Source organism: Scytonema sp. UIC 10036 (assembly GCF_009725235.1).
This window is the reverse complement of record NZ_WJFC01000305.1, coordinates 1-11,835: the sequence shown is the minus strand read 5'-3', so window position 1 is coordinate 11,835 and position 11,835 is coordinate 1. Positions and strand designations below refer to the sequence as shown.

At 42.1% G+C, this 11,835-nt stretch carries 11 protein-coding genes, 1 tRNA gene and 1 pseudogene; 7 read left to right on the top strand and 6 right to left on the bottom strand.

Annotated features, from left to right (window positions below; translation table 11 throughout):
* The first annotated feature begins 447 nt into the window (after positions 1–447).
* The 6 genes from F7734_RS57900 (at position 448) to F7734_RS57875 (ending at position 5,571) form a co-directional block, all read left to right on the top strand.
* Positions 448–777, top strand: a complete 330-nt coding sequence (locus F7734_RS57900; RefSeq protein ID WP_155753158.1) for a helix-turn-helix transcriptional regulator — start codon at positions 448–450, stop codon at positions 775–777.
* Between the two features lie 172 nt (positions 778–949).
* The gene (locus tag F7734_RS57895; RefSeq protein WP_155753157.1) at positions 950–1,933 is read left to right on the top strand and encodes an alpha-ketoacid dehydrogenase subunit beta; all 984 of its coding nucleotides are present in this window, start codon (positions 950–952) and stop codon (positions 1,931–1,933) included.
* 129 nt (positions 1,934–2,062) lie between these two features.
* Positions 2,063–3,475 (top strand): protein translocase subunit SecD, encoded by a 1,413-nt coding sequence (gene secD, locus F7734_RS57890; protein WP_155753159.1) that lies wholly within the window; start codon positions 2,063–2,065, stop codon positions 3,473–3,475.
* Positions 3,472–4,440 (top strand): protein translocase subunit SecF, encoded by a 969-nt coding sequence (gene secF / locus F7734_RS57885; protein ID WP_155753156.1) that lies wholly within the window; start codon positions 3,472–3,474, stop codon positions 4,438–4,440. Before secD ends, secF begins: the two co-directional genes overlap by 4 nt.
* 180 nt (positions 4,441–4,620) lie before the next feature.
* Positions 4,621–4,995, top strand: a complete 375-nt coding sequence (locus tag F7734_RS57880; protein ID WP_155753155.1) for a hypothetical protein — start codon at positions 4,621–4,623, stop codon at positions 4,993–4,995.
* 105 nt (positions 4,996–5,100) lie between these two features.
* A complete protein-coding gene (locus tag F7734_RS57875) occupies positions 5,101–5,571 on the top strand; it encodes a GNAT family N-acetyltransferase (protein ID WP_155753154.1) in 471 nt (156 codons plus the stop codon).
* On the opposite strand, the gene F7734_RS57870 is transcribed toward F7734_RS57875, so the two are convergent.
* From F7734_RS57870 to F7734_RS57845, 6 genes are all read right to left on the bottom strand, one after another.
* On the bottom strand, positions 5,537–6,451 hold the full coding sequence (locus tag F7734_RS57870) for a HAMP domain-containing sensor histidine kinase (protein WP_155753153.1): 915 nt from the start codon (positions 6,449–6,451) through the stop codon (positions 5,537–5,539). The two genes, F7734_RS57875 and F7734_RS57870, sit on opposite strands and share 35 nt — an antisense overlap.
* Positions 6,452–6,599: 148 nt before the next feature.
* Complete coding sequence (locus tag F7734_RS57865) at positions 6,600–7,229, bottom strand: L-threonylcarbamoyladenylate synthase (RefSeq protein ID WP_155753152.1); 630 nt, start codon at positions 7,227–7,229, stop codon at positions 6,600–6,602.
* A gap of 52 nt (positions 7,230–7,281) precedes the next feature.
* Positions 7,282–8,193: a peptide chain release factor N(5)-glutamine methyltransferase gene (gene prmC, locus F7734_RS57860; RefSeq protein ID WP_155753151.1), complete on the bottom strand. Its 912-nt coding sequence runs from the start codon at positions 8,191–8,193 to the stop codon at positions 7,282–7,284.
* Positions 8,194–8,227: 34 nt separating this feature from the next.
* Positions 8,228–9,058 carry a Tic22 family protein gene (locus F7734_RS57855; protein ID WP_155753150.1) on the bottom strand — a complete coding sequence of 277 codons (831 nt, stop codon included), beginning with the start codon at positions 9,056–9,058 and terminating at the stop codon, positions 8,228–8,230.
* Between the two features lie 920 nt (positions 9,059–9,978).
* Positions 9,979–10,052, bottom strand: a tRNA-Pro gene (locus F7734_RS57850).
* Between the two features lie 106 nt (positions 10,053–10,158).
* Positions 10,159–10,710, bottom strand: a complete 552-nt coding sequence (locus tag F7734_RS57845) for a GNAT family N-acetyltransferase (protein ID WP_155753149.1) — start codon at positions 10,708–10,710, stop codon at positions 10,159–10,161.
* A gap of 371 nt (positions 10,711–11,081) precedes the next feature.
* Here F7734_RS57845 and F7734_RS57840 point away from each other — a divergent pair.
* Positions 11,082–11,823 (top strand): annotated as a pseudogene (locus F7734_RS57840) (hypothetical protein).
* Positions 11,824–11,835 lie beyond the last annotated feature (12 nt).

The window sequence follows — 11,835 nt, the reverse complement described above, 5'->3', positions numbered from 1 at the left end:
CCTCACCCCTACCCCCCCCCCAAACCCCCTCCCCTCCTCAACAAACGCCCGCCCCCCCCCCCGCCAGGGAGTAGGGAAGAGTAATTTTTATGCTTGAGGGGAAATTTTTTTTTGAGACTGAAGAAGTATGCAGTTATACCAAGTTGAGAAAAGAATGCGACAGATAGCTGGGTGCGATGAAAACGAAGCAAAGCTTTCTCAATCCAGAATCTAAAATCTAAAATCCAAAATGGTATTATTCTTCTATGAGGAGATAAAGTGTGCCCTTTTAACGTGTCCGAGATCTCACCTCGTACCCCTTAAATGACAATATGACAGAATCGCCCGTTTGCCAGATACGGAGCTAATAGATTATAAAATAATATAGTTAACAAATAATCTTTGTTGGCTTTAATACGTCAACTGATTTACTAGATAAGTACTTAGTTTAAAAGGGAGCATTGGGGTATGGATATGCAAGTCCTGAGAGAGCGTGCGGGACTTAGTCGTGCAGAGGTTGCCTTCAGGCTTGCAATCAGTGAAACGAGCGTCCGCAATTGGGAAGCAGGACGTACAGAACCCACTATGACACCAAAAAAATATTTAGAAGCTCTGCGGCTATTTAAATGCACACCTGAAGAACTCGCTGCTGCTAGTGAAAAATCTATTAACCAGCGACACAAGCGCAAACCAGGAAGACCTAGAAGGTTTCCGGAAAATCCGCTTGGTCAGTCTTCCCCCATGAGCCAAGTTAATCAAGTTTCTGATACACCTAGCTTGATATACAGTGACCAGTAACGGAGGAGGACAAGGGAGACAAGGGAGACAAGGGAGACAAGGGAGACAAGGGGAAATAATTCATTGCTAGTGACCAATGACCAATGACAAATGACTAACTCGTGTGTTTGCTCACCAACATGGGAGCAGATGCACGATAAGATTCTAAAAACAATGTTTCAATAAAAGTCCAATGGCAGAAACACTATTCTTTAATGCTTTACGGGAAGCCATTGATGAAGAAATGGCTCGTGACTCAACTGTATTCGTTCTTGGGGAAGATGTTGGTCACTACGGCGGTTCCTACAAAGTTACGAAGGATTTATATAAAAAGTACGGGGAACTTCGGCTTTTAGATACTCCCATAGCTGAAAACAGCTTTACTGGCTTAGCTGTGGGTGCAGCAATGACGGGGTTACGACCGATCGTTGAAGGTATGAACATGGGCTTTTTGCTCCTCGCTTTCAACCAAATAGCTAATAACGCTGGTATGTTGCGTTATACCTCTGGTGGTAACTTTAAAATCCCAATGGTGATTCGCGGTCCCGGTGGTGTGGGTAGACAGTTGGGGGCGGAACACTCTCAACGCTTGGAAGCATACTTCCAAGCAGTTCCTGGTTTGAAAATTGTGGCTTGCTCTACACCATACAATGCTAAAGGGCTTTTGAAATCCGCAATTCGCGATGATAACCCCGTGTTATTTTTTGAACACGTTCTGCTCTATAATCTAAAAGAGGATTTGCCAGAAAAGGAATATTTTCTGCCTTTAGATAAAGCAGAAGTTGTGCGTCGCGGAAAAGATGTTACAATCTTGACTTACTCGCGGATGCGCCATCACGTGATGCAGGCAGTAAAAACTTTAGAAAAAGAAGGTTATGACCCAGAAGTGATCGATTTGATATCACTTAAACCGCTAGATTTTGATACTATTGGTGCATCTGTAAGAAAAACGCATCGCGTGATTATTGTAGAAGAGTGCATGAGAACAGGAGGCGTTGCAGCAGAGTTAATCGCCTCAATTAATGACCGTCTATTTGATGAATTAGATGCACCTGTACTGCGGCTTTCTTCTCAAGATATTCCTACACCATACAACGGTACTCTGGAAAGGTTGACAATTGTTCAACCAGAGCAAATCGTTGAAGCGGTTGAGAAAATGGTAGCACTACGCGTATAAAAGGAGGGATTGGGGATTGGGAACTGGGGATTGGTTAGTATAAAATGACTCAAACCCTAATACCCAATTCCTAATCGCCATTTGCTCTCAAACAACGCTATCATAGCCTTTGTCGCAGCAAGTGAGAGTATGCAAAGACAGCGATCGCTACTATTCCTGATATTAATTATGGTTATTGCCGCCATCGCAGTGATAACACTTATTCCTGTACCTCTAGGGTTAGACTTACGCGGAGGTTCGCAGCTAACAATTGAGGTGAAAACAACACCAGAAATTCAGCAAATTACTGATAGAGAATTAGAAGCTGTAAAAAGTGTTGTTGAGGGTCGTATCAATGGTTTGGGAGTTTCCGAACCAGTTATTCAAACGGTAGGCACAGATAAAATCTTAGTGCAGCTCCCTGGAGTGAACGACCCAGAACAAGCAGAACGCGTGCTGGGAGGTACAGCACAGTTAGAGTTTCGCACCCAAAAGCCAAATACAGAAGCTCAACTCTTTGCCCTTCAAGCTTCCAGATTTCAATTGAAGGCAAAGCAAGAAGAACTGAGAAAGAGCAAAGATAAAGCTGCGATTGACAAAAATCAACAAGAGTTAAAAAATAACACGAGTGCAATTGCAGAATTATTTGAAAGTACAAATCCACCTTTAACTGGGAAATACCTTAAAGATGCCTACGGCGAACCTACTCAAGGCAATGATTGGAATGTTGCCATTCGCTTCGATGCTAAGGGTGGTGAGTTATTTGCCGATCTGACAAAAAAACTAGCAGGCACTGGACGTAGTATTGGTATTTTCTTAGACAATGAACTTATTAGTGCTCCTACTGTAGGACCGGAATTTGCTACAGCTGGTATTACTGGGGGTGCGGCTGTGATTACAGGTCGGTTTACCCCGCAACAAGCGAACGATCTCGGGGTACAACTCCGTGGTGGTTCGTTACCAGTACCTGTAGAAATCGGCGAAATCCGAACTGTTGGAGCAACTTTGGGTAAGGACAGTATACAAAGCAGTATTTATGCTGGTATCGGTGGTTTGTCGTTAGTATTAATATTTATGGTAGTGTACTATCGGCTGCCCGGTGTAATTGCGGATATATCGCTATTAATATATTCTCTCTTAAGTTGGGCGGCTTTTGCGCTGTTAGGAGTTACACTAACATTACCAGGTATTGCCGGCTTTATACTAAGTATAGGGATGGCAGTTGATGCCAATGTCCTAATTTTTGAGCGCACTCGAGAAGAATTGCGGGCAGGTAAATCTCTGTATCGTTCTGTAGAATCCGGTTTTTATCGTGCATTCTCTAGTATCTTAGATAGTAACGTCACGACATGGATTGCTTGTGCAGCACTGTTTTGGTTGGGTTCTGGCTTAGTTAAAGGCTTTGCCCTAACTCTAGCTTTAGGGGTGGCAGTCAGTATGTTCACAGCAATCACCTGCAGTCGCACATTCATGTTTTTGGCAATTTCTTTCCCCTCGTTGCGGAAACCGGAACTTTATTGTCCGAACCTGCCAGTGACGAATAAGGCAGAGGTGGCTCAATGAAACTCAGTATCAACAAATCAAGAGGGCTTTGGTGGATTGTTTCTTCCCTCGTTATTCTTGTCGGTATCATCTCAATGGTGATTTCTTGGCAGCAAATTGGTTCTCCCCTGCGTCCGAGTCTCGATTTTGTTGGTGGTACGCGCTTGCAGTTTGAACGGGATTGTTCTCAACCTAGTAACTGCAATACACCTATTGATATTAATGTGGTTAGAGACGTTGCAAAAGCCCAAGGATTGGGTGATAGCAGTATCCAAGTCATTGCTGATAAGGAAACGGGTAAAGACAATGGTGTTCTCATTCGGACAAAAACTTTAACCCCAGAACAACGAACTCAGCTACAGAATGCTATCAGTGAGAAAATTGGTGCTTTTGACCCCCAGAAAAATCAAATTGACACGGTCGGTCCTACCATTGGGCAAGAACTCTTTAGATCCGGTATCATCGCTCTAGTCGTATCCTTTGCTGGCATAGTTATCTATATGGCTGTGCGCTTCCAATGGGATTACGCCGTGTTTGCGATCGTTGCTCTATTTCATGACGTGCTAATTACGGTAGGGATTTTCTCAATTTTGGGTTTGGTTGCAGGTACGGAAGCTGATAGCCTTTTTATCGTTGCTCTGCTGACAATTACGGGTTTTTCAGTTAATGATACTGTGGTGATTTACGATCGCATTCGCGAAACCCTCAAAATTAATCCCAAGCTTTCCTTCGGAGAAATCGTAGATGATGCAGTCAATCAAACTTTAACAAGATCTATTAATACGACACTAACCGTACTGCTGACATTGCTTGCCATCTTTCTCTTTGGGGGAGAGACACTCAGCAATTTTGCTTTAGCATTAATCATTGGTTTCACAGCAGGGGCTTATTCCAGCATTTTCATTGCTAGTACTCTTCTATCCTTGTGGCGAGAACGTAATGGCGATTCAGTATTACCCAATCCTACTGACTCAGTAGATGCTTGACTCTGATAGTTAGTGGTTAGTGGTTAGTGGTTAGTGGTTAGTGGTTAGTGGTTAGTGGTTAGTGGTTAGTAGTTGGTAGCCACTAACAACCAACAACCATCAACTAACAACCAACCACCAACAACTAACAACCAACCACCAACAACCATCAATCATCAACTAACAACCAACCACTAGGAAATGGACAATACCGACCTCTGTTTTGCTCAACAAGTGCTAAGACTACACCAGCTTCAGGTAGGTGCTAGATGGTTGTTTGTTAGCTTTTTATGGCTTACTCTCGCACCTGTTTGTTTGTGGAATTTGCGCGAAGAAATTGTCTTGTGGCGGCAATATTTTACTTGGGTAGCTGTGCGATATGGTCTTTACTATCATCCATTGTCTACTCTGGGTTTATCTTTCTGTATTGGCATGACCTTGGCTGTCTTGATTTGGCAAAGTCGAAATATCTTATTTGGAATACCTGAGGATGAAAAGCAACGTCTCGAAAAACAGGTTTTCCAAATTCGCCAACAGGGTCCGAGCCATCCACTCTGGAAATGGGTTTGTGGCTAAAGTCTTATTATTAATTTTTTTAAAGTATTCTTAAGATATAATTTTACTGTATCCAGCACCATTTCATGAAAGATATAAAATATACCTTACTATTCAGTAAAATTCATGAATTCTACTCAGATTCGATTTAGCGATCGCAAGTCTGAAATTGACTTTTTCCAACTACAGCAACTGCTTGATATTGGAGCTTTTTGGGCAAAAGGTCGCAGCATTGAGGATTTAGCCACAGCCGTTGAAAACAGTGACCCTGTAATTACTGTTTGGAACGGACAAAGGCTAATCGGCTTTACAAGAGCGACTTCAGATGGTGTATACCGCGCTACTATTTGGGATGTAGTTATACATCCGGAGTACCGTGGTATTGGGCTGGGAAGTAAGTTAGTGGAAACTATTTTGAGTCATCCGCGTATGAATCGAGTTGAGAAAGTCTATTTGATGACAACCCACAAACAACATTTCTACGAAAGAATAGGTTTTCAACACAACTCAACAACCACAATGGTTTTAGATAACCGGATTAATTTGGCTTCTCTTGCTAAGACTAAAGTTCAACTTCAGGAATCACGCGGGGGATAGAGACTTGTAACCTTGTATAGCTACTTGAAGGTTCTGAATCTGCGGGAGAGGCAAAAACTTCTAGCTTTCCCGCCATCACTTCTATCAGTGTTTGATTGAGTAGTAGCTTCATTCCTGGAGATAAAGAAGACTTAAGTTCCTCTTGCTGAGAAAATTTATTATCAGTGGCAATTAAATCTATTTGTTCTTGTAGGGGAATAGCGTGAGTTGGTACATCCAACCAAATGGAAACGAGATTGTCTGTGGGAGAACCCCCAACAGAAATACGGAGACTACCTTCCTCCATTTGGGTAATAGAGCTTTCTACCAAGCTAACTAAAACGTAACGCAACCAGTAAGGGTCTGCTAAAACGTAAATTTCTGGATCTGGCGGGGACATGAGAAAGGGATAATTGCGGTTCTCCGCCAGCATATAAGTGACTTCATGAAGCTGCTGTAAAATCTCAACGAGTGATAAAGGTTGAATATTTAATTTATTAGTGCCGTATTCTATCCTAGCAACATTAAGAATTTCATCTATTAGCTTCAGTAACTTCAGTGCTCTCTCGTGAGCTTGGGCAATAAATTCTCTCTCTTCCTCCGGATTTTCACAGAGGTTCGACAAAATTAACTGATGCAACCCAATTAATCCGTTGAGAGGCGATCGCAAAACGTGGGTTGTTCTTGCTAAAAACCCTGCTTTGAACTGGCTCATTTCTCGCGCCATATAATATGCCATCTGCGTTTGCTTAATTTGTTGTAAAAGTGCTGGCGCATTTTGATTACTGTAAGACAATCCGACAGATGAACTAGAGGTTGGATCTCGCCTTGCTGACAATCGGCGAATACCGAACCCCAGTGCTATTCCTATCCCTAAAAATACCCAGTTACTCCAATTCATAATTAGTTACCAGTGATTCAGTGACCAGTAATCAGTGAGCAGTGACCAGTAATTCAATGACCCATTATGTATATGGTGCAAGCTCCTACATTTCTTTATAAAACAAAAGAAACTGATTCATTATTTCATTGGTCACTGCTCACCGATCTTAAAATTCTATCTTTATAGCACCCTGGCGCAAGACCTGCCAATTTTTTCCAGTCCATTTAACTACAGTAGAGGGTAGACCTGTTCCTGGTAATTCCGTATCGTATTCTGTTGCTGCCAGACTTAGAATATCAGGAAACTGCGCTTCTATTTCGCTAACTGTACGTAAAGGGGGCTGACCTGATAAATTGATACTAGTCGTGGCAAGTGGACCTGTTTGTGCCAAAATTTTACGGGCGATCGCACTGTTAGGAACCCGTATTCCTACTGTATCAGAGTTTCTTAATTGATTCGTGTACTGACTAAAATTGCGATCGCCACTAGAGATCATTTCCCTTGGTACGCGTTCTGAAGCTGGTAGTACTAAAGTCAGTGCTCCAGGCCAATACATCTTTGCCATTTCACGCCAAACTGTATACTCTTCATCTCTACCCTGAGTAAATGCCCAAACTTCATTAGCATGAGCAGCCATCAATATTAATGGTTTCTCGCGACTTCGTTGCTTTGCAGCATAGATGAGTGAGCTTTTTTCAGGTAGGGATGCTAGAGCTGGAACTGTATCCGTTGGAAAGCTCACAAGTCTTCCGGCACGTGCGCCAGATATAAGGGCGTCTAGGGAAACAACTGTCATCTGAATTATGAATTATGAATTATGAAATTTTCGCTCATTCATAATTCATAATTCATAATTCATAATTTTTAAAGGCAAGAGCAAATCTGTGGATACCAGCCAAATCTTTATGAATTTGAATGTTGGAATAAAGATCGCATTTTTGCAACATTTCTCGGACAGCATCTGCTTGCCCTGCCATCATCTCAATCAACCAGATTCCACCTGGTTGCAAATAAGTGGGCGAAACTTCTACTAAATGGCGGATACAGTCTAAGCCGTCAAGACCACCGTCTAAAGCCCGGTGTGGTTCATGGTTGGTAACTTCGGGTTGCAGAGTAGGGATGGTACTCGTGGGTATGTATGGTGGATTCGATACCATTCCACTAAACTGACCCTTGAGACATTCCAAGGGATTCCACCAAGAACCTTGATAAAATCGAATGCGTTCGGAAAAACCCAAGCTTCGAGCATTTGCCATTGCGACTTCTAATGCCTCAGGACTGAAATCAACAGCATGAATTGTTGCGTTCTTAAATGTATCTGCCAGTCCTACAGCAATAGCTCCACTACCAGTGCCCAAATCAGCCCAATGCCCTTGTTGGAGATGAGGCAGATCGGCTGTAGCCGCGATCGCCAACTCTATCAAGCATTCTGTTTCTGGTCTGGGAATCAAAACTGAATTTGACACTGCAATTTTAAACTTTCGCCAAGGAGTCACTCCAGCAATGTACTGCACTGGAAGACGATCCTTTAATCGCTTTTGCCACAGGTTGTCTAAATCGAACAGTGATAACTTTAGCGGAATTTGTGGTTTGTCTTTGAAGGATTCCAAAAGCAGTGCCAAACGATCCAAGCCAGCTATCTCTTGAAGCAACCAATCTACTTCAGCAGTGGAGACGTTAGAGGCAATGGCTGCTTCTATTGCTGTATGACGCCACTGCCAAAGCTCTAACCCCGTAACGACTGACTGTTTATCCGCCATGCCTCAATTTAAGATGAAAACCAAAAACCAGTTGTTATTTTTTAGGTGCAGCTGCGGGCTTACTACCAGGTGCAACTGCAGGAGGTTTAGCATTGCCTTGCTTGCTAACTACATATTGTATACTTTCCGTAGAAGGCACTATGTCAATATGAGTAAGCCATGGATCGTTTTTCTCCCGCAGATTTTTAATCACGTTGTCTATATCTACAACCTGAATATCAGCTTTGGGATCTCTTGTCTTCGCCTGTTGCAAGAAATTCTGTGCGTCTTTTTTACTCAAATACAAAGGGATAACATCTTTATTGTTCCTTTTTGCTGGGACGTAACCTTTGAGCGCTGGAGACGTTACAATAAAAACTGGTACGCCAACCATTTGCTTTACTTCTTTACCACTTTGGCGGAGTAATGTCATTGCCTCTTGAATTTCTTGCTTTGCAGGTTCCAAGATATACAATATGCGGTCTGGTTTATTGGCAGTTGCTTGGAGTTCTTGATAAATCGCGCCTAGAGGTACTATTTTGATTTGCAGACCTTCTTTGAGAACCTCAGCCAACTTTGGGTCTTTCTTTTTTGCATCAGATAACTGATTTAAAATTGTCTGAGCTTCTTGACCACTCATAAAAACGTTTCTTACCGCAACATCTTTTTTTGGTTCATTTTGCCCATTTTTGGGGTTCACCGGAACTATACGAGTTAAAGGCACGCCTTTGTTGTTAGTAATCAAAAAAACGGGTACTGAATCTAATTTTTCTTTAATTTGCTGTTCTGTTAATGCAAGCACTGGAATAGCTCCACTAAAAATTGTTGCTAGTAGAGTGCTCCCTACTAAAGTTACTGTTGTGCTCCAACGAATAAGTGATTTCATGACTTCTCCTCGCAGTAAATGTTTCTCAAAAAATGATAAAAGATGAAGCCTAAAGGATAAAGGATAAAATTTTACACTTCACACTTCATACTTAAGAATTTCCTCTTTAGCCAAGGTACCAAATGCCATTTTATTGGCTTTACCTACAAAAGGGACGTTAATAAATAGTAAATCGTTCCTACTGTAAACAGAGGAAAAATGTCACAATGATTACATAATATATTTAATTTTTCAAGTAGATTTGGCTGCAATTGAGTTTAACCAGTATAAGTTCGGTGGAAAACAGTAAAATTGCTATACTCCAGAAAAATTTGCAACTTGTCTTTCCTACCCTTTACGTTTACCCGGTTAGATCTACGATCTTTGATTCTAGGTCAAGCGCGAAACTAGGAGAGCACAAACAGAAAGTTACGGTTGAGGAGTAAGTGAACTGGAGTAATCCAGAGTAAATCGGAGCAATTCGACTTACTGACTCCACCATGACTCAACTTTGAACTAGTTTCAAGGTTACCCGTTTCTGGGTTTCAGTCCGCTTAAAGGTCATGACTTAATGAGATTAGCCAGTCTCAAGCGTCGGACAAGGAACATGGCTGCGTCACACAGTGCAACACCGAAATCCATTAACAAGCCTTTAAGCTGTGTCGAGGCAAACAATACCCCGCTTTGGGAGTGCTCAAATGAGCAACAAAGTAAATTTGGGGTGCGGTTCAGTCCGATTTACCCCAAATTACTCAAAATAATCCTCATTTTTGGCTACTTAGTTACATGACGACCGTTGGCTACGCTTTTTGGTTACACGTAAGTCAATTTACATAAAAATTGGAGCCATGTCAGCAAATTTCAATTGAAATTTTTCATAATTTACACAAAAAACCCCAGTTTTCTCAAAAAAGCTGGGGTTTTTTCTTGTATTTCATAAGTCGGGATGACAGGATTTGAACCTGCGGCATCCTGCTCCCAAAGCAGGCGCGCTACCAAGCTGCGCTACATCCCGACAATAGGCTACCTGCCATATTTTTAAGTATCACAGCCTTACGGCGTGTCTAACCTTCACCATTATAGCTAAATTAATTGGAATTGGCTAGTTCTTTTTTTAAAATCTAGTGAGGATACCAAAACATACCTTTAATGCCTTCCGGATCGGGCATGAAACCTAAAGTCCGATAAAAGTCTACAACATGAGGGTCAGCAAAAAGCGTTACATTACTAATTTCTTCACTCCTTAATTTTTTAAGTACGTATTTCATCAGTGCTTTGCCACATCCTTTGCCTTGAAACTCTGGATGAACTACGACATCCCAAATAGTGGCGTTAAACGCGTGGTCTGAAGTAGCACGGGCAAAACCTATAAGTCGTCTTTTGTTTCCTCGCACCTGCCACATGGTGGCAACCAGAAAACTGTGCTCAATCGCTTTTTTCACTTTTCTGAGGGGACGTCGCGACCAACCGACAGAATCACAGAGTTCTTCTAGTTCATACAGGTCGATGTCTCGTTCAGTGCTGAACACGATGCGAGCCTCTTGCGAAGAAGTTTCACTCTTGCCACTGGGACTAGAGTTACCCGTAGCGTCTGTGCTCATCTCCTCAAAGGGGTTTGTTTTAGCTGTTGCGGCTGTATCTGATGTACTAAACCAAGTTTTCCAAAAACCCATGCCAACGTGGTTCGGGTAGTATAACTAAATTGGTCTCTACTCAAAAAGTGATGATTCACCTTTACCTGCGAACTACCCACCTTTCTCCTTCTACTTACACTCATATCATGTATTTTTAGGATCTTGGATAGCAGTAGCTAGCAAGTGCGTGTTTCACACTAATCTCTTTCAACTTTAGCATTATGTTGTGGAGCCAAGGAGAAATTACTGAAAATGGGTAATGCACAAAAGGGCATTGGGCATTTGGAACAGCAAAGAAAAAAAATAGGAATTGAATTATTTTTAACCATACTGATGTATTTTTAACGATACCCAATTCCCCCAATTCCCCAATTCCCCAATTCCCCCAAGTCCCCTTGTCCCCTTATCACCTGTCTCCCCGCCAATACTTAAATTATGCTTCTGGCTTAAAATCTTCTACATAGAACTCCTGAAACGCTTTAACCGAGCCTTCCCTCAGTTTACGAACAATTTGTGAGCAGCGAGATTCAGTTACAAAATTTGCGGCTTGCTTACCGTTTGTATAAAAGTAGACGTGCTGTTATAGAGTTAAAACCGGAGGGTAGCAAAAGTGCCTTACATTTTGCTTACCGCAACCAGTCTTTTCTACTAAGCGATATTTTTGGTGTGCTAGCTGCTTACGGACTAACCATCCACGGTCTGAGCTTATACGGTCAAATTCGACCACCAATGTTAGTGTTTATCAAACTATTAGTATCTCGGGGTAGCAAAGCTCTTACCGAGAAAACATCAGAAAATGTTTGCCGTGCCATTCGAGAAGCATTAGGTGGGCGGTTTGAAGTAGAAGAAATGCTAGCAGTGGAATTTAATTTGGATACTGGCTTAGAGCAAGTACAAACCGAGTTCTACGTCGATCCAGTCTTTCATCTTCCTGCCCTAGTGATTGAAGCTGATAACCAACCAGGTTTGTTTTATAAAGTTATGTATGCTATTTGGCAGGAAGATCTTTTGGTAGTCAATGCCAATTTACTAGTTTGGCGGGGGCGCACGCGTTTGATTCTCTACCTACTGGGACCAAATGAAAGCTTAATCCCAGAATACTTGGGTCACAAAATTGCTGAAGGAGTGCGTCAGAGGTTGATGGGGAGGTGAGGGACTGGGGAC

Excerpts from the sequence above, each read along its gene's own strand:
- secF (WP_155753156.1), top strand. The coding sequence starts at position 3,472 with ATGAAACTCAGTATCAACAAATCAAGAGGGCTTTGGTGGATTGTTTCT.
- secD (WP_155753159.1), top strand. The coding sequence starts at position 2,063 with ATGCAAAGACAGCGATCGCTACTATTCCTGATATTAATTATGGTTATT.
- F7734_RS57855 (WP_155753150.1), bottom strand. The coding sequence starts at position 9,058 with ATGAAATCACTTATTCGTTGGAGCACAACAGTAACTTTAGTAGGGAGC.
- prmC (WP_155753151.1), bottom strand. The coding sequence starts at position 8,193 with ATGGCGGATAAACAGTCAGTCGTTACGGGGTTAGAGCTTTGGCAGTGG.
- F7734_RS57895 (WP_155753157.1), top strand. The coding sequence starts at position 950 with ATGGCAGAAACACTATTCTTTAATGCTTTACGGGAAGCCATTGATGAA.
- F7734_RS57845 (WP_155753149.1), bottom strand. The coding sequence starts at position 10,710 with ATGGGTTTTTGGAAAACTTGGTTTAGTACATCAGATACAGCCGCAACA.
- F7734_RS57870 (WP_155753153.1), bottom strand. The coding sequence starts at position 6,451 with ATGAATTGGAGTAACTGGGTATTTTTAGGGATAGGAATAGCACTGGGG.
- F7734_RS57880 (WP_155753155.1), top strand. The coding sequence starts at position 4,621 with ATGGACAATACCGACCTCTGTTTTGCTCAACAAGTGCTAAGACTACAC.
- F7734_RS57865 (WP_155753152.1), bottom strand. The coding sequence starts at position 7,229 with ATGACAGTTGTTTCCCTAGACGCCCTTATATCTGGCGCACGTGCCGGA.
- F7734_RS57900 (WP_155753158.1), top strand. The coding sequence starts at position 448 with ATGGATATGCAAGTCCTGAGAGAGCGTGCGGGACTTAGTCGTGCAGAG.
- F7734_RS57875 (WP_155753154.1), top strand. The coding sequence starts at position 5,101 with ATGAATTCTACTCAGATTCGATTTAGCGATCGCAAGTCTGAAATTGAC.